The organism is Bartonella saheliensis (assembly GCF_902162175.1).
Map to the genome: position 1 here is coordinate 14006 of NZ_LR607203.1, position 17862 is coordinate 31867.

Sequence of the window (17862 nt, forward strand, 5' to 3'; positions counted from 1 at the left end):
AAGGTCCCCGCTTTTTCTAAAAAATACTAAATTCTGCTTATGTTCAGTATGCTACTTCTTGAACAAAAAATTTATTATTTTTTACTTCACTTAAGATTGAAATCTCCAATCCTAATACCTATATATACACATTTAATAAAAATTTATAGCCCTTCTTTCAAGAAGAGTATGTGAGAATTATTCTATAATGTATTTTACCGATAAACTCCGATATTTTGCAAAGCCTTTAAGCCCTGTGCAAAACACCGAAGATATCATCATCACGTTCATTGTTGTATGTTACAGCATTTAAAACGTGTTTATTTTTCAATGGCATTATAAAAAATACGTGGTGCACTATTCCACACCCATTTTTTAACATCAGGTGTCATAGCGATAATGCTATATGTCTGATAGATAAAGGCAAAAGGTCCTTTTTGCATAAATTCACGCTGCAAATCAGCATACATTTGCGCCCGCTTCTGTGAATCTTTTTCAAACAAGGCTTCCATTACCTTTTTATTCATATCTTCATCAAAATAGCCAAGGCACCAACTAAGGTAACCCGTATTTTTTGCTTCAAACTGATTATCGGGGTTAAAAATAAGACGTGAAGCCATTGTATGAGGATCCGCAGAGTCATTATTCCATCCAACAAAAATTGTATCAAAACTGCGGGCATAAAGTTTTGAAAACAACTGCGTCCCCACAAAATGTTCAATCTTAAAGCGCACACCTATCTTTTTTGCATTGTCTTGAATGGACTGAGCAATAGGCAAAGCAAAAGGATAGGGAGAAGCCCCTGCATAAATATTAGCTTCAAAACCATTTGGATAACCTGCTTCCGTTAAAAGCTGCTTAGCTTTTTGAAGATCAAGTTTAAAGGGTTGTCCTTCTTTTTCATCCAAAGCACCAAGATTCCCAATGGGAATAAAGCTTGCCCGTGGAATACCAACATCTTTAAGAAGAGTCTTCCCTAAGGTATCATAATCGATAAGATAGCGCATTGCCAAACGTACTTTTTCATTGGCAAAAATGGGGTTTGTTGCATTAAAGCCCCATATTATCATGGATGGTGCCAACACTTTTTCGACTTTAACATCTGTTGTTGCTTGAAGATCGGCTATATCCTCTGGCGTTACATTACGGGCCACATCAATATCATGTTTTTCCAACAATAAACGTTGTGTTCCAGGCTCTGCAATATGACGAATGAGAATCTGCTTCAACTTGGGTGTTTCTCCCCAATAATGAGCGCTTGCCCGCAACAAAATCGCATCTCCAGAACGCCAGTTCACTAACTGATAAGGACCAACACAAGCAGCGTGGCTTGCCAAATAGCGATTGCCCATATCACCATCTTGTTCGTGTTTCATAATTGTCTCACGATCAAGCAAAGCAGCAAGACGAAGCGTAACCATATGGCTAAGGATGAGCTGTGCTGGATAAAGCTTATCAAATTTCATCACCACGGTCTTATCATCTGGGGCTTGAAGAGTAGAATCAACATTTTGTTCTGTAATTCCATACTCGTTGAACATTGCCGCTGCAGACAATTTTAACTTAACAATCCGCTTCATACTCCAAACAAGATCATGGGCACCAGCAGGACGGCCATCATTAAATTTCAGACCATCACGCAGATGAAAAGTCAGTACTGTCCCTTTGCCATCATCCGAAACATCCCAACTTTTTGCCAAAGAAGGAACAACTTTAGCAGCATCATCTGTTGCAGAATCGATCAAATTATCACAAATATTGCCAATAATTTCATTGCCATAACGTTCATTGATCTGCGCAGGATCAAAAGTCTCAATTGAATCAAGATTCAAAGCCATTACAAGGGTATCGGCCGGTGTTTTTGCTGAAACTGGTTGTACAACCATCCCCAAGACCATAAGAGCAGAAACAAAAGAACTGCTCCCTTTGAATATTTTTCTTTTTAAGTTCATAAATTTCTCCCTTTAAAGGTTATTGTATAAATTTTCCATGCTACAAAAACACGCAAAATAATAAAATGGAACGAACCATAAGCACCGAAAGATAAAGCTTTAAAACCTTTCCCCCAAAACCTCTTGTCAATCATTCCTCTTGTCCACACTTATAAACCAAACCATACAAAAGAAAACACACGGATATACGATGCCCCCCACCAATAACAGAGCCATCCATGATCTCTTAATATCTACGATTGAAATCTATAAGACCAAAATTCCTTTTCTCTCTTACTGAGAAAGGTTGCCTCTTCTAACATTTTTGAATGTCATCAAAGCCCCCCCCTCTTGGCTCAAGTCTCTTAATAAAAAAGAGCCTTCATAAGAATTTGAAACTCCGGTAAAACAGGAAAATTCGTTAATTTGCTAAGCACAACGACTTTTATCCCTTCTGCAAGTCTTTACTTCACTCACTGTAAAACAACATCTTCCAATTGTCATCTCATCATCTTTCAAAGCAAAGAAAAGACGGACACCATAAAAAACTAATATTCCACACCCTCCCAATATACTTCCATAAAGAGTTGTTTCTTCAACATGTAAATCCTTTTACCCCAGCAATATTAAATTATACAACATTGGCTACACTGATTTTTTCAACAAATAAATTGCCTCTTTTCAATTCAGAGAAGTCGAAATGTTCAGTCTTAATATCCACCAAAAAACATCCCCAATGAGAAAAAACTCTTCATAGAATGTCTTGAAAAGATATTCAACAACATACACACTCATCATCCATAAATTCGACGTATTGTAAAGCTCGAAAACTTATACAAAACGCCGAATAGATTATGATAATACTCTTTATTTATTTGAGAGCATTGAAGACACACTTATTTTTCAATTTTATTATAAAAAATTTGTGGGGCACTATTCCAAACCCACTTTTTGACATTAGGTGTCATCCCGATAACAGTATATTTCTGATAGATAAACGCATAAGGGCCTTTTTGCATCAATTCACGTTGTAAATCAGCATATATTTTTGCCCGTTTTTGTGGATCTTTTTGAAATAAAGCCTCTTCAACTTTTTGATTCATCTCTGCATCAAAATACCCATGCTGCCAACTAGGGTAGGCTGTATTTTTTGCCTCAAACCGATTATCCGGATTATAAACAAGACGCGAAGCCATTGTATGAGGATCCGCAGAATCATTATTCCATCCGACAAAAATCGTATCAAAGCTACGTGCATAAAGTTTGGAAAACAACTGTGTCCCTGCCAAACGCTCAATTTTAAGACGCACACCCGCCTGTGCTGCACTATCTTGGATTGACTGGGCAAGGAGCAAAGTATAAGGAGCATTTGAAACAAGAAAATTTGCTTCAAATCCGTTTGGGTAACCAGCCTCTGCTAAAAGTTTCTTGGCTTTTTGAATATCAAGCTTAAAGGGTTGCCCTTCTTTTTCATCCAAAGCCCCAAGGTTGCCAAGAGGAATAAAACTTGCCCGTGGAATACCAACACCCTTGAGAAGCTTCTTACCAAGACCTTCATAGTCTATGAGATAGCGCATCGCCAAGCGTACTTTTTCCTTTGCAAAAATGGGATTTGTCATGTTGAAGCCCCAATACATCATCGATGGCTCTAACACTTCTTCGATTTTAACATCTGTTGTTTTTTGTAAATCTGCAAGATCTTCAGGGGTCAAATTACGAGCAACATCGATATCATGTTTTTGCAACAATAAACGTTGTGTTCCAGGCTCAGCAACATGGCGAATGAGTATCTGCTTTAATTTTGGTGCTTCTCCCCAATAATGGGAGCTTGCACGCAACAAAAGAGCTTCTCCAGGGCGCCAACTTTTTAACTGATAAGGACCAACACAAGCAGCATGTGTTTTTAAATATTGATTGCCCAAATCGCCATCTTTTTCATGCTTCATAATTGTTTTACGATCCAGCAAAGCTGTCGCAGGACTTGCAACAATATTATTAAGAATAAGCTCTGCTGGATAAGGCTTATCAAATTTCATCACCACTGTTTTTTCATCAGGCGCTTGCAAAGCATCATCAACATTTTGCTCTGTAATGCCATATTCATTAAAAATGGCTGCATTCCCCATCTTCAATTTAACAACCCGCCTCATCCCCCAAACAAGATCATTAGCGTTAGCTACTCTCCCATCATTAAACTTCAAACCATCACGCAAATGAAAGGTAATCACCGTACTATGATCATCCCCTGAAACATCCCAATGCGTTGCTAAAGATGGAACCATTTTAGCGGGATTATCTGTCGCACCACTCACCAAATTATCACAAACATTGCGAATAATTTCACTTCCATAAACATCCGTGAGTTGCGCGGGATCAAATGTGCTGATTGCATCCATATTCCAAGCCATCACAAGAGTATCAGCGGGTGTTTTAGCTGAAGCTTGTTGTGCAACCACTCCAAGTGCCATAAGAAGAGAAACAAGAGAGCCGCTACTTTTTAATATTTTTCTTTTCAAGTTCATAGACTTTTCCTTTTAACGTTTATTGTATAATTCCCCATGCAATAAGAATGGGCAAAATAACAAGATTAGATGAACCATAGGCTCTGAGAAACAAAGGTTTAAAATTTCAGACAACACTCCTTACTAACTACTCTTCCTGCCACGCTTATAAGCTATCCCTCCCATATGCACAGAAAAACAATTAATATACAATAGATGGTATAACCAATAATAAAATCTACTGATGATATCACAACATCTACCATCAAAAACTATTAAGACAGAAACTCTTTCTCTCTTGTCAAGCAAGCTCGTCTCTTCTTTTTTCTTCTAGCGTTTTTCCCGTCATCAAAGCACTCCTCCTATTAGCACAAGCATCTCAATAATAAAGAACCTTAATAACAATCTACTTTTTCAACAAAACAGAAAAACCCACCCATTTTTCAATATTAAGCACCTCTCCGCCTTCTAAAAAATGAATTTTGAATTTTCCACTCAATAACGAGGTCCTCATTATATCTTATTTCAAAGCAAAAAGAGCATGAGCACCACAAACCCCTGATATTTACTCACCTGCTCGTACAGAAAAAACTTTTTTCAATATCCTATTTTAATACATCTGCTCCTTTAACAACACTCAATTCATTGCTTGCATTTTTCAGCAAAAAATATCTTTTCAATTCACTACGATTGAAATATCTAAATATAATACCTATATAAGCATAGCATTACCAGAATAGATAGTCTTTTTTTAAGTAAATTTCCTTGAAATATTATTTCTATACAGAGGATAATAATAAGTCCATTATAAAATCTTCAACGAATAGAAACTTTTGCTCTAATGCAAAATACCAAAATGTTCTAAAAATTCCCTTACAAATTATTAGAGGAAATGGATTTTTTTATCTAATAAAGAAAGTCTCATGGAAATACCGCTAAAATATACTAGAATACGCGTATATTCCAACAACAAACATCGATATTACACCAGTACAAAGCTAATGAAAAAGTGAGAAAATGTTTTTTCTTTATGATAAGAATATTACTGTCCAGTGATAATTCTAGAGATTCGAAAGTATATTTAAATGAGCCGAAAGAAAAAATTATCAAATTCTTTTTATGTATTTCTCAAAGAAACATTCAGTCGTGTCAGTCTAAAATTACTTATCCTTTCATTCTTCATGGGTATTGTAATGAAATTTTTTGGATGGACACCTCACAACCTCATACAAAAAATAATAGATTTTCTTCAATCTTTATGGGAAACAGGATTTGTAACGCTTAAAAACTTCTTCCACATAACCATGACGGGCGCTATTATTGTTGTGCCTATTTTTCTCATCTTACGCATTTTTCATAAAAAATAGACGTCTTAAATATTTTTCTTGGGTGTTAGTCTTTTCGAAAAATCAAACGACATAAAAATCCTGTGCTCACAGCGATAATCACCGCAAGCACACCATAGAGGAAACGATACTTGTGCGCCGCATAGAAAATTGTATAAGCAATATGCGCTTTAACAATTTCAAGAGTCGTTGTTGCACTATCAATAAACTGCCCATCACGAAAAAGATAAGCACGAGCCTTATAATGTCCAACAGGAATATTGGCTGGTAAACGAAAATGTGCTGTGAAAAGTTTATCAGAACCAAAACGAACACCGCCTACTTCTTCATAATAAAGGCTTTTAGCTTTTTGCAGTTTTGTAAGTTCATCACGAAAGATTTGTACTTTTTTCTGATCTTGTTCATCTGTCTGCAATGGCAAATAGGATACCCCTAACCCCAAACGTTTATAATCTTCAATGCTGGTAATATCATCAATCTCACGCGTTGTAACCATAGAGTAAAAAAGAGGGACATTTTTAAAAATAAGGGAATCTGCATTAACCCACACACCGGCATTGCGTTTTTTTTCCCGCATGACCATTGGGCGGTTTTGCCCTTCCAAGCTTACAATAACATCATAACGGTTCTGTTGAGAATATAATGGATCAATATTTTCCAAAACGCCAGCAATATAGAGATCACGACCAGCAAAATTTGTATCCACCGTAATCGTATTTGTTGTTACGATAATTTGGATACTTTCGTGATCAATTTGATCAATGAATGTTTTTTCTGTCATCCCAACATGTGACCATGTAGAAAAAGAAATAAAACAAAAGCAACTTGCAATGATGCATAAAGAAAATAATCTACCCATTTTTATCTCATAAGAACATCCAGAGAGAAAAGATTATCAGGGCGTACAAATAATTGAAAAGCAAGACGCATACACACAATCAACACCAAACATGCAAGGGCCATACGCAATTGTTCAGCCTTTAACTTCCGTCCAGCCCGTGTTCCATATTGTGCACCAATACTTCCTCCAAGCATTAACAAAAAAGCCAAAACAATATCAACAGACTGATGAGTTATACTTTGCAAAATTGTCGTGAAAGAAGACACAAATGTAATCTGAAAAAGTGAAGTCCCTATCACAACGCTGGTTGGAACACGCAGAAGATAAATCAATGCAGGGATCATGAAAAATCCCCCACCAATTCCCATAATAGAAGACAACAACCCCACAATGAGACCAATCCCTAACACTGGAATAATACTGACATAGATCATAGATGTCCGGAAACGCATTTTTAGTGGTAAGCGATGAATCCAGTTATGTCGATGTCGACCTACAAGACGAACATTGGCTTTTCCCGCGTTACGCTTGCGCATCATATCATACCAACTTTCAACAATCATCAAGCTTCCTATACTTCCAAGAAGAATCACATAAAGAAGCGAAATCATGAGGTCTAGTTGACCTAACTTTTTCAAAACAGAAAAAATCGCAATCCCGACTAATGAACCAATCCCTCCCCCAATCGCCAAAATAATACCAAGTTTGATATCAAGAGTCCGTCGTCTAAAATGTGTAATCGCCCCCGTTACAGATGATGCAATCATCTGGTTAGCGCCTGTTCCAACAGCAATAGCAGGAGGAATATTATAAAAAATTAATAAAGGTGTGATGAGAAAACCACCCCCAATACCAAAAAGACCTGAAAAAAAACCAGCAACGACTCCCATACCAATCAAGATCAGCATATTGAGTGACATTTCAGCAATTGGCAAATAAATACTCACTGGCAGAACCTTTAAAATAATTTGAGGCTTTTTAGCAATTGGAGAGTCTTTCTCCAACTCTCTTCTTTTCTAATAATCTCTGTTGCGTGTTTAAAAAAATAATTTCAATTGCAATAGCTTTCGCACAATTTAGGAATGCGTAATATATTTCACATCTATTAACATAAACAGCGTAAAAACTAAAAAAATGAGCTCCTTTTAAAAAGCTATAAAAACATAATGTTATCACACCTATAAATGCAATGGTTAAAAAACAAAGGGCATTTTTTTAAACCAATAAGATAAAAAAGAGATATATCTGCGAGACTGCGCTTTTAAGGGAGGAGAAAAATCATTCTCAATGCAATGATGAGATACTGAGCAATGGTTAGATGTTGGACCCCCTATACCTTTTTCTTCTATCACAGTATGCTCCGCTGCTCCTTCAGTCTTTTTAAAAGAAGACTTCAAAGCATCGCTTGGCAAAAGTGCATCACTGGATAGAGAACTTCTATTTTCTTGCTGCAACACATTCTCAACATTTGTTTGAAGTGGCGTTATACTTTTTTGTCCTGAAAAATTTTGCGCCTTTTGAAGGGATAAGCGTTCTTGATTTTTCTCACACTCCATCTGAGCAAGTTTCTGTACAACAGAATCAGATAATTTTGAATGAGATATCCTTCGTTTTATCGCAGCTTCTTCTGAGCTTTTTTTTTCACTCTGTAAATTTTGAACAAGCATTTTAATCTGCTCTAAAGACTCAAAAAGTCTCTTTTCCCTCTGACGACGAATATAATATTCAGCCAAAATGGCCCGACTAATATCATCTAAGTAAGATTTAAAATGTTCCTCAACAATCCCCTGCTGATTCAAAGGACGAGGTGAAGGCTTCATTTGCATTTGTGAATAAACAGTGCGTAATTTTTGAGCAATATCCGACATTGTTACTTCCACAGGCGTACCCACTCTCTCCTTCTGCTTTATAAAAGAAGAAGGTTGATCACTCCGAACCTGATTGGCAACCTGGTCGTTCGTATGACCCTTCGTATTCACAAACGCCTACCCCTCATTAACCTTTTTGAAAAGAATCACAAGAAATGATTAGAAAGTATGCTCTATTTTAGTAAATAGAGCTTTAAGAATTCCCTAAAAATTTTTGTTAAAAATATTTTTCCCAATCTTTATCTAAAATATTTGAAAGAAGATCTTTAATTTTTCTACCCTTAAGATTTAAAGCATAAAATCATTGCCCCACTTTTATTTTTTCGCTTCATTTTTCATCGTATAAAGTCCCTATTGCACCATCATAAACAAAGCCTATGAAACGACAAAAGAATATTCTTCCAAGACAGATTATTTTTTTTACTTTTTATTCAAGCAAATAAGGCAATTATAAAAATGCAAAAGAGATGACGATTGAAAATGACGATAAGAAAGTACAAGTAAACATAAAAAAGCTTATATGAAAGAGAACACAAGTTATAATAAATAAGGCTTCATTCTAAACAATTTGGTTTCTTATGATTATTGCTATAAACTTGTGATCATACAAATAAAGAGGATCATCATGAAGATAATTGTCGCTGTCAAACGTGTGGTTGATTATAACATCAAGATACGCGTCAAGCCCGATAATACAGGCGTTGATCTGTCTCATGTAAAAATGTCTATGAATCCCTTTGACGAGATAGCCGTTGAGGAGGCAATTCGTCAAAAAGAATCTGGTAAAATTTCAGAAGTTGTTCTTGTTTCAATTGGACCAGAAGCAGCCCAAGAAACTTTACGAACAGGGCTTGCCATGGGAGCTGATCGCGCACTTCTTATCACGACAGATGAAACACTTGAACCCTTAAGCATCGCTAAGGTTCTTAAAGCCATTGTTGATGAAGAAAAACCCAATATGGTCTTTTTAGGAAAACAAGCAATTGATGATGATAGCAACCAAACTGGACAAATGCTCGCCGCTCTTCTTGGTTGGGGACAGGCAACCTTTACCTCACATCTTAACATAGAAAATGGGCATGCTACTATTACACGTGAGGTTGATAATGGAACACAAACCCTTTGCCTTCCCCTTCCCGTAGTTATGACAACCGATTTACGGCTCAATGAACCGCGTTACACCTCTCTTCCCAATATCATGAAAGCAAAAAAGAAAATCATTGAACAAAAAGCTCTTACTGATCTTGGTATCGATACAAAAGCGCGCCTAACAATTTTAAGTGTTGAAGAGCCAAAACCCCGTCAATCTGGGATTAAAGTTGCTAATGTAGCAGAGCTTGTCAGCGCACTAAAACAAAAAAACTGCATTTAATATTCTCTAGAGTAAAAGCCGTACTCACATAAAAAGGTAAAAAATTATGGCAATTCTTTTATTAGCCGATCATCATACAGAAGAAACCGCAAAAGCACTCACCGCTGCGCATGCACTGGGGGGCGATATCGATATTTTAGTTTGCGGAGAAAACATTAAAACGATAGCAGAAAAGAGTGCTAAACTTAATGGTATACGACAAGTTCTTATTGCTGAGGCTGACTATTTAGTCCATCAACTGGCTGAGCCTATGGCTGATACAATTATTACACTAGCCAATGATTATGAGGTGATCATGGCACCATCCAACAGTACTGGAAAAAATGTGATGCCGCGCGTAGCTGCCCTTCTTGATCTTATGCAAATTTCAGATATTATTGCCGTTCTTTCACCCAATACTTTCAAACGGCCCATTTATGCAGGCAATGCAATTGAAACTGTCCGCAGTAATGATCACAAAAAGATTATCACCGTTCGCACAGCCTCTTTCACACCAACGCCTTCCCAAAATAATTCTGCACCCATTAAAACAATAACACCAGCGCCCAATCCCAATCTTTCTTCTTTCGTAAAAGCAGAAACCAACAAAAGTGATCGTCCTGATCTTACCTCTGCACGTGTTATTATCTCAGGTGGACGTGGTCTTGGTTCACAAGAACAATTTATGGACCTCCTTCTTCCCCTTGCAAACAAATTAAATGCTGCTTTAGGTGCCAGCCGCGCAGCCGTTGACGCAGGCTATGCTCCCAATGATTGGCAAATTGGACAAACAGGAAAAGTCGTTGCCCCAAAACTCTATATCGCTGTTGGCATTTCCGGTGCAATCCAGCATTTAGCCGGTATAATGGATGCACAAGTTATCGTTGCCATTAATAAAGATGAAGAAGCACCCATCATGCAAATTGCCAATTACGCCCTTGTCGGTGATCTCCACCAAATTATTCCAGAGTTGGAGAAAGCTTTATAAGCTATGAATACCTCTCAACATCTTCAACAGGAAGAGATAAAATTTCACTAAAGTCATTGTTCAAATAGAAAACCAACACCAATAGAACTTTTCGCCATGCAAATCGTTGTTTTACCTCTTGTGGGCAATCCACGCCAAACTGTCCCAGAATTGGAGAAAGCTTTATAAGCCATGAAAGCACCTCTGCATGACCAGCGTGAAAGTATGGAATTTGACATCGTCATTGTCGGAGCGGGTCCTGCAGGGCTTTCTGCTGCAATTCGTCTGAAACAAATTAATCCTGAGCTTTCTGTCACAATTGTTGAAAAAGGAACTGAAGTTGGCGCCCATATTCTCTCTGGCGCTGTTGTCGACCCCATCGGTATTGATACACTCTTACCAAAATGGAGAAGTGATCACGACCATCCCTTCACAACCCCTGTTACCCGTGACCAGTTTTTTTTTCTAAAGCCCCAAAAAGCGACACGATTACCCAATATCTTGTACCCAAAAATCTTATCCAATGACGGATGTTATATCGTTTCACTGGGGGATGTTTGCCGCTGGCTAAGCAAAAAAGCCGAAGCACTGGGTGTAGAAATTTATCCAGGTTTTGCCGCAACAGAGACCATCCAGAATGAGAACGGAGCCATCATTGGTGTTCTCACCGGGGATATGGGACGTAATAAAGATGGAACCCCTGGAAAAAATTATATGCCTGGTATGGCATTATTGGCAAAATATACACTAATTGCGGAAGGCGCACGCGGCTCCATTGCAAAACAACTGATACAAACATTCAACCTTAACAAAAATCGTGAACCCCAAAAGTTTGGTCTTGGTCTCAAAGAGCTCTGGGAAATTGAACCGCAAAAACACCAACGCGGTTTAGTTCAACATTTCACCGGTTGGCCCTTAGACAATCATACCGGCGGGGGTGGTTTTCTTTATCACCAAGAAAATAATATCATTTCCATCGGTTTTGTTGTGCACTTAGATTATAAAAATCCTTATCTTTCTCCCTTTGAAGAATTTCAACGTTTTAAAACCCATCCAAAACTCTATGAGGTCTTCAAAGGAGCAAAACGTCTTTCCTATGGGGCGCGTGTAATCAGTGAAGGTGGGTGGCAATCGGTACCAAAACTCACCTTTCCTGGTGGAGTGCTTATTGGCTGCTCTGCTGGTCTTGTCAATGTTCCTCGTATCAAAGGATCACACAATGCCATCTTATCGGGCATATTAGCCGCCGATAAAATTGCTACTGCTCTTGCACAAGGTCGTGCCCATGATGAAGTCAAAGAAATCGAAGAACAATGGCGAAAAGGACCCATTGGCAAAGATCTTTATAAAGTGCGAAATGCCAAACCGCTTTGGGCAAAATATGGCACAAAATATGGAATTAAACTTGCCGGTTTTGATATGTGGTGGCAACAACTGTTCGGATTTTCCTTATTTAAAACACTCTCCCATGGCAAGGAAGATTATGCCTGTCTTGAACCAGCAGAAAAATTTCACCCCATTACTTACCCAAAACCCGATGGTATTATAACTTTTGACCGCCTGACAAGTGTTGCCCTTTCCAATACACACCATGAAGAAAATCAGCCTTGTCATTTAAAAATAACCTCATTGGAAAAACAAAAGGACTCCGAATATGCAATCTATGGAGGACCTTCCACACGCTATTGCCCCGCCGCTGTCTACGAATGGCTAGAGTCTCATGATCATCTAACCTATAGGATCAACGCTTCAAATTGCATACATTGTAAAACGTGCGACCTCAAAGATCCAAACCAAAACATTACCTGGACTTGTCCACAAGGCAGCGAAGGTCCCTTCTATCCCAATATGTAACCTCTCTCTAATATCATCATTGTTCATTCTCCTAAAATTAAAAAAGACAAAACACAATGGATCACGATATTTCCCTTAAGATCAGCAATCTATCGATCACCTTCATATATTAAACTCTTTCACGATACAAAAAGTTATTCTATTGTGAAGTAACCAACTATTTCAGTAAGGAGGCACAAGCAAATAAGCCGTTGTAATGATAAAAATGTACTGATAAAAAGTGAGCACAAACAGCTTATGAGTATAGATAAAAATCTTATTGTGGTAAGGGGAATTTGATGAAGAGAAAAGAGCATGTGTGAAAAAGCATATTTTATAGGTGCGCATGCTTATTCAGCCCCCATTATAGAGCCAGGGCTTTATCTTGTAGCAACGCCTATTGGAAATCTTGCAGATATTACGCTTCGTGCTTTGCAAGTGCTAGCAAGCGTTGATATTTTAGCGTGTGAGGATACGCGGGTCACACGTGTTTTGTTGGAACGTTACGGTATTCAAAAAAAAACTTTTCTCTATCATGAACATAATGCGCAAAAAGCAGGTCCAAAGCTCTTAGCAGCTTTAGCAGAAAATAAAACGATAGCGCTCATTTCAGATGCGGGAACACCGCTTATTTCAGATCCTGGATTTCGATTAGTCGAAGAAGCCCGCAAGGAAGGTCATAAAATTATTCCAATCCCTGGAGCCTCCGCTCTTTTAGCTGCTCTGATACCGACAGGGCTTCCAACCGACAGCTTTTTCTTTGCAGGTTTTTTGAGTGCCCGCAAAGCACAGCGTCAAAAACGATTGAAACAATTAAAAGAGATTCCAGCGACTTTGATTTTTTATGAATCACCGCATCGTCTTATTGAAACTTTACAAGATATGGTCACTCTTTTTTCGGCGGATAGACCTGCCGCCATTTGTCGTGAATTAACAAAAAAGTTTGAAACTGTAGACGTTTCTAATTTGGGAAGTTTGTTGGAGAATTATAAAAAACAAACACAGATTCGTGGAGAAATTGTTGTGCTTGTTGGAGAATCATCATCGCCTTCTTTAAATGTAATGACGGATCAAGAAGTTGATGAAATATTATTAGAACACGCGCAGATACATTCCGCGGCTCAAGCCGCAGCTTTGGTTGCAAAAAAGACAGGATTTAAAAAGCAGGAACTTTTTCAGCGGTTAATTTTTCTAAAAAATGCGTAAAATCATGCGTAAGACGATACAAAAAAAACAAAGACAAAAGTCTTTTTATAGAGGAGTTCGTGCAGAAAAGTTAGCCGCTTGGTGGTTGCGTTTCAAAGGATTTCACATAGCCGCAATGCGTTTTAAAACAAAGTGTGGGGAAATTGATTTAATTGCACGACGTGGAAATCTTGTATTAATTGTTGAAGTTAAAGCACGTTCAACGTTGGCAGAAGCAATGGAAGCGGTTTCCCGTATGAATGAAAGGCGAATTGAGGCAGCAGCCGATATTTGGCTCGCACGACAAAAAGATTATGCCCTTTTATCTGTACGCTTTGATTTGATAGCAATTTTACCTTGGCGTTTGCCACAGCATATCCCCGCATTTTTTACCTCTGATCAATAAGAGGCGAGCCACGTTTTAACCATACTCAATAAAAAACATTTCGCCTTTATGTGTATATGCGTTAAAAAGTCTATAACCGTTTGAGCGCTATAAGGAGCGAAATATGGATGATTATGAAAAGTTTGCAACAGGTTTGCTCATTGTTTTTGGAGCGCTGATTATTGGTGGTTTAATGGCAATGCATATTGTCCTGATGAATAAACCAGGTTTTTTATTTGCATTAGCTGCAGCTGTTGTGGGGTGGTTTTCTGCTTTTGCCGTTCTGTTTGACAAACCAAAAATCTATTTGGGATTGATTATTCTTGCAATGCTCTGCGTTGCTTCTTCAATTAGCATTTATGTTAGTTAAAACATCTCTACTGTTGGTTGAGATTCCTTTTAAAAGATAAAACTGAGGAATAAAAATGAAACTTGGCTTTTTGGGAACAGGTACAATCAGCGCTTGCATAATTGATGGACTCATGACAAGCGCCTTTAATGTTTCTTCCATTATTGTTTCACCGCGCAATGCACAAATAGCAGAGCGTCTTTCACGCACTTATGATAAAGTTGTAATTGCTGAAAATAATCAAGCGTTGCTCGATGTGAGTGAGTGTGTTTTTCTCTGTTTACCAAACCAAATTGCAGAAGGCATTTTGCGCTCTCTTCGTTTTCGTCCAGAGCAACTAGTTATTTCCGTTCTCGCTATGGCAACAGCGGCAGAAGTGGAAGCGTGGATCAACCATAAAGTTTATCGCGCTGTTCCGTTACCTTTTGTCGCAGAGTGCAAAAATTTGACACCAATTTATCCCGATCACCCCTTTTTACGCACCTTATTTGATACATTGGGGGGCACATTGGTACTAGAGGAAGAAGAACAGTTTAATCTTTTTATGACAGCAGGCTCTCTTATGGGCGTATACTTTAATTTTATAGAAACAGCCCATCAATGGTTTATAACACAGGGGTTGAAAAAACAGCAATCAGCAGAGTTTCTTACCATGATGTTTGGAAACCTTACGGATGAAATGCGTAAAATTATAGCAACGGATCGTTCTACCACTCTTAATTTTGCATTGCTTGAAAAAGAATTTTCAACAAAGGGGGGAACAAATGAATTTTTGTCAAATTATTTTTCTCATCAAGGAGGAAAAAGAGCTTTAACAACGGCTCTTGAGGCAACTTTACAAAAAATGAACGCTTCTAAAAAGACTTAACCAACATTTTTTCTCATCTCAATTAAGAGAGAACTATGGATCAATTAATTTAGCTTTTTGTGAACATAAATGGATAAAATTGTCTGCTATAGATCTTTCAAGAGCAGAGCAAACGGGCTTTTAAAATACCTATTCCTTTAATTTCATCATCCTTTTAATAGACATGAATAGAAATAAATCTTTTCCCATTTTACTTTTTCTTATCATGAAATAAAAAATATTTGTTTGTCCATTATAAAGGAGAAACAACATTGAGAGAGCAAAAAACATAATGGATATGGTTTTCTCTTTTATTGAAGTAAAAATGATATGAGATCTATACACTTCACAAGAGTTTTCACGTTATAACCATTCACAAGCCCTCTCGTGAGACGGTTGAACTGCCTTGAGGCTATTCTCTTTAAAACAAACCTTGCATGAGAAACATCAATATATTCTTGAGAATTTTGTTGTTACGTAAAAACATAGAAAATCATTTTTCCAGATTATAATTCATATTTCCCTTACAAAGGAGCAACTATTTTCATACATTTCGTCGTTGTATTTTAGCAAATACTCTTAAACAAATATACATTCAAAAGAGTTTATTTTTTATTTGATCAATAATTGTGCGATACCGTTGAGCATGCTCACCATCAGGCTGAGCAACAAAAATAGGCATCCCCTCATCTGAAGAAAATCGTAAAGCAGCATCAAGCGGTATTTCTGCTAAGAACGGAACCTCTCGACGTTCAGCTTCTCCTCGTGCTCCACCATGACCAAAAATATCGTAGCGTTTTCCTGTATCAGGAGCGATAAAATAACTCATATTCTCAATCAGTCCTAAAATAGGAACATTGACTTTCATGAACATTTCTATCGCTTTACGTGCATCAACTAAAGCAAGATCCTGCGGTGTAGAAACAACCAGTGCCCCCGTTAATTGTACCTGCTGTGCAAGCGTTAGTTGTGCATCCCCTGTACCCGGCGGCATATCGACGACTAAAACGTCCAAAGGTCCCCATACAACATCTCGTAACAATTGCGTTACAGCAGCCATAACCATAGGACCACGCCATACCACCGGTTTTTCTTCCTCAACCAAAAATCCCATTGACATTAATTTAAGACCAAATTTTTCAAGAGGTTGAATCTTTTTTTCTCCCATGAGCATTGGTTTTTGGTTAACAAGTCCTGTCAAACGTGGCAAGGATGGACCATAGATATCTGCATCCATCACCCCTGTTTTGAAACCTGAATCTTGTAAAGCTAGGGCGATATTGATCGCCATCGTCGATTTTCCCACCCCCCCTTTTCCAGAAGCAACAGCAATGACATGACGTACACCTTCTATGGGCATTTTCACAGGCAAGAGATTCGCTCTACGTCGAGGTATTACCTTTGTTGTTTTTTCTGCTGTAAGCGTAACAACAACAGATTGGATCCCCTCCAAAGCACACACCAGCTCTTCCGCAGAACGACGCAATGTTTCCCATTCTTGCACACGTCCATCAGGAACTGTAATGGAAAAGAAAACCTTGCCATCAGCAATTAATATTTCTGAAACAAGCCCCAATGATACAATATCTCTTTCAAGATCTGGTCCTTTGATTTGACGTAACACGTTACGGACAATCTTACTTGTGATAGGATCCACACTCTTTCCTCTCTATAAAATACCAACAAATACAAGCATAAGAACGAAAAATACGGACAGGTTCATCACTTAACATTTTCTACTTTAGTTTAAGAATTATAAAGTATAAGTGACTTATATTTTATCTCTTTAAAAACACAAAACCACCCTTAAATAAAGAAACTCAGGCATAAAATCTGCTATTAAAAGACCATTAATCACGTTTGTACGCCAACACTTTAATAAATATTCTGATAAGGATTTTATAAAACACAAAGCTTGAGAAAAACTCTCATATCAAAGTATTTTTAAATTAAGCATACAATAATCTGTCACGCTTTTTTGTAAGTCTTTAACGCCCTTGTCATTTATTTTTTTAGACTCAATCGCTATTTTCTGACATTTTCTAAAGTATCATAAAAAAAGTGTCACAAACAGTTATAAGGTGCTTTATATTTTTTCAAGTGAGAGAAAAACAATCTAAGATTGACTTTTTTCATATTTTTTCTTATGGATTAACAGCTGTCTGATAGGATAAAATTGTTCATCACACGCAGAACTGCTCATAAAACGAAGATTAAGAAGGGCCGCACTCCGCGGTATTTAAATAAATGAAACGTACGTACCAACCATCTAAACTTGTCCGTAAACGCCGCCATGGATTTCGTGCACGCATGGCAACAGCTGGAGGGCGTAAAGTTATTGCTGCAAGACGTGCTCGTGGACGTAAGCGGCTCTCTGCTTAACCATTTAAATTTTCACAACCGTTGAGGACTGCTCATTATTTCTTCGTTGTGAAACTTTTGTTATGAACCTCTAATGCTTGGCTTACTAAGCATTTAG

14 protein-coding genes and 1 pseudogene are annotated in these 17862 nt (G+C 37.8%); 9 read left to right on the forward strand and 6 right to left on the reverse strand.

Features of this window, described 5'->3' with window-relative positions:
• Positions 1 to 299: 299 nt before the first annotated feature.
• Positions 300 to 1931 carry an ABC transporter substrate-binding protein gene (locus FS875_RS04450; protein ID WP_144753614.1) on the reverse strand — a complete coding sequence of 544 codons (1632 nt, stop codon included), beginning with the start codon at positions 1929 to 1931 and terminating at the stop codon, positions 300 to 302.
• Positions 1932 to 2806: 875 nt separating this feature from the next.
• Positions 2807 to 4432, reverse strand: coding sequence for an ABC transporter substrate-binding protein (locus FS875_RS04455; protein ID WP_144753617.1), 1626 nt, complete (start codon positions 4430 to 4432; stop codon positions 2807 to 2809).
• Between the two features lie 1064 nt (positions 4433 to 5496).
• On the opposite strand from FS875_RS04455, the gene FS875_RS10460 reads away from it, so the two are divergent.
• A complete protein-coding gene (locus FS875_RS10460) occupies positions 5497 to 5778 on the forward strand; it encodes a DUF6460 domain-containing protein (protein WP_144753620.1) in 282 nt (93 codons plus the stop codon).
• Positions 5779 to 5803: 25 nt separating this feature from the next.
• Here FS875_RS10460 and FS875_RS04465 read toward each other — a convergent pair whose 3' ends face one another.
• The 3 genes and pseudogenes from FS875_RS04465 to FS875_RS04475 form a co-directional block, all read right to left on the reverse strand.
• Positions 5804 to 6616 (reverse strand): TIGR02186 family protein, encoded by an 813-nt coding sequence (locus tag FS875_RS04465; RefSeq protein WP_144753623.1) that lies wholly within the window; start codon positions 6614 to 6616, stop codon positions 5804 to 5806.
• 2 nt (positions 6617 to 6618) lie between these two features.
• Entirely contained in the window at positions 6619 to 7545 is a 927-nt protein-coding gene (locus tag FS875_RS04470; protein ID WP_144753626.1) for a sulfite exporter TauE/SafE family protein, read from the reverse strand.
• Positions 7546 to 7726: 181 nt separating this feature from the next.
• Positions 7727 to 8577 (reverse strand): annotated as a pseudogene (locus FS875_RS04475) (hypothetical protein); the annotation flags it as partial.
• A gap of 514 nt (positions 8578 to 9091) precedes the next feature.
• Between FS875_RS04475 and FS875_RS04480 the strand changes: the two are divergent.
• The 7 genes from FS875_RS04480 (at position 9092) to FS875_RS04510 (ending at position 15404) form a co-directional block, all read left to right on the forward strand.
• Positions 9092 to 9838, forward strand: coding sequence for an electron transfer flavoprotein subunit beta/FixA family protein (locus FS875_RS04480; RefSeq protein WP_144753629.1), 747 nt, complete (start codon positions 9092 to 9094; stop codon positions 9836 to 9838).
• Between the two features lie 46 nt (positions 9839 to 9884).
• Positions 9885 to 10805 (forward strand): electron transfer flavoprotein subunit alpha/FixB family protein, encoded by a 921-nt coding sequence (locus tag FS875_RS04485; RefSeq protein ID WP_144753632.1) that lies wholly within the window; start codon positions 9885 to 9887, stop codon positions 10803 to 10805.
• Positions 10806 to 10976: 171 nt separating this feature from the next.
• Positions 10977 to 12638, forward strand: coding sequence for an electron transfer flavoprotein-ubiquinone oxidoreductase (locus tag FS875_RS04490; RefSeq protein WP_144753635.1), 1662 nt, complete (start codon positions 10977 to 10979; stop codon positions 12636 to 12638).
• Positions 12639 to 12932: 294 nt separating this feature from the next.
• The gene (rsmI, locus tag FS875_RS04495) at positions 12933 to 13823 is read left to right on the forward strand and encodes a 16S rRNA (cytidine(1402)-2'-O)-methyltransferase (protein ID WP_144753638.1); all 891 of its coding nucleotides are present in this window, start codon (positions 12933 to 12935) and stop codon (positions 13821 to 13823) included.
• A 16-nt stretch (positions 13824 to 13839) separates the two neighbouring features.
• The gene (locus FS875_RS04500) at positions 13840 to 14208 is read left to right on the forward strand and encodes a YraN family protein (protein WP_207999969.1); all 369 of its coding nucleotides are present in this window, start codon (positions 13840 to 13842) and stop codon (positions 14206 to 14208) included.
• A 103-nt stretch (positions 14209 to 14311) separates the two neighbouring features.
• The gene (locus tag FS875_RS04505) at positions 14312 to 14557 is read left to right on the forward strand and encodes a hypothetical protein (protein ID WP_144753644.1); all 246 of its coding nucleotides are present in this window, start codon (positions 14312 to 14314) and stop codon (positions 14555 to 14557) included.
• A gap of 55 nt (positions 14558 to 14612) precedes the next feature.
• On the forward strand, positions 14613 to 15404 hold the full coding sequence (locus tag FS875_RS04510) for a pyrroline-5-carboxylate reductase (protein WP_144753647.1): 792 nt from the start codon (positions 14613 to 14615) through the stop codon (positions 15402 to 15404).
• A gap of 574 nt (positions 15405 to 15978) precedes the next feature.
• On the opposite strand, the gene FS875_RS04515 is transcribed toward FS875_RS04510, so the two are convergent.
• The gene (locus FS875_RS04515; RefSeq protein ID WP_144753650.1) at positions 15979 to 17040 is read right to left on the reverse strand and encodes an Mrp/NBP35 family ATP-binding protein; all 1062 of its coding nucleotides are present in this window, start codon (positions 17038 to 17040) and stop codon (positions 15979 to 15981) included.
• A 590-nt stretch (positions 17041 to 17630) separates the two neighbouring features.
• Here FS875_RS04515 and rpmH point away from each other — a divergent pair.
• Entirely contained in the window at positions 17631 to 17765 is a 135-nt protein-coding gene (gene rpmH, locus FS875_RS04520) for a 50S ribosomal protein L34 (protein ID WP_005864709.1), read from the forward strand.
• Positions 17766 to 17862 lie beyond the last annotated feature (97 nt).

What these genes read in the sequence shown, in the direction of transcription:
- FS875_RS04490 (WP_144753635.1), top strand. Translation starts at nt 10,977, where the DNA reads ATGAAAGCACCTCTGCATGACCAGCGTGAAAGTATGGAATTTGACATC.
- rpmH (WP_005864709.1), top strand. Translation starts at nt 17,631, where the DNA reads ATGAAACGTACGTACCAACCATCTAAACTTGTCCGTAAACGCCGCCAT.
- FS875_RS10460 (WP_144753620.1), top strand. Translation starts at nt 5,497, where the DNA reads ATGAGCCGAAAGAAAAAATTATCAAATTCTTTTTATGTATTTCTCAAA.
- FS875_RS04450 (WP_144753614.1), bottom strand. Translation starts at nt 1,931, where the DNA reads ATGAACTTAAAAAGAAAAATATTCAAAGGGAGCAGTTCTTTTGTTTCT.
- FS875_RS04510 (WP_144753647.1), top strand. Translation starts at nt 14,613, where the DNA reads ATGAAACTTGGCTTTTTGGGAACAGGTACAATCAGCGCTTGCATAATT.
- FS875_RS04455 (WP_144753617.1), bottom strand. Translation starts at nt 4,432, where the DNA reads ATGAACTTGAAAAGAAAAATATTAAAAAGTAGCGGCTCTCTTGTTTCT.
- FS875_RS04505 (WP_144753644.1), top strand. Translation starts at nt 14,312, where the DNA reads ATGGATGATTATGAAAAGTTTGCAACAGGTTTGCTCATTGTTTTTGGA.
- FS875_RS04480 (WP_144753629.1), top strand. Translation starts at nt 9,092, where the DNA reads ATGAAGATAATTGTCGCTGTCAAACGTGTGGTTGATTATAACATCAAG.
- FS875_RS04465 (WP_144753623.1), bottom strand. Translation starts at nt 6,616, where the DNA reads ATGGGTAGATTATTTTCTTTATGCATCATTGCAAGTTGCTTTTGTTTT.
- rsmI (WP_144753638.1), top strand. Translation starts at nt 12,933, where the DNA reads ATGTGTGAAAAAGCATATTTTATAGGTGCGCATGCTTATTCAGCCCCC.
- FS875_RS04485 (WP_144753632.1), top strand. Translation starts at nt 9,885, where the DNA reads ATGGCAATTCTTTTATTAGCCGATCATCATACAGAAGAAACCGCAAAA.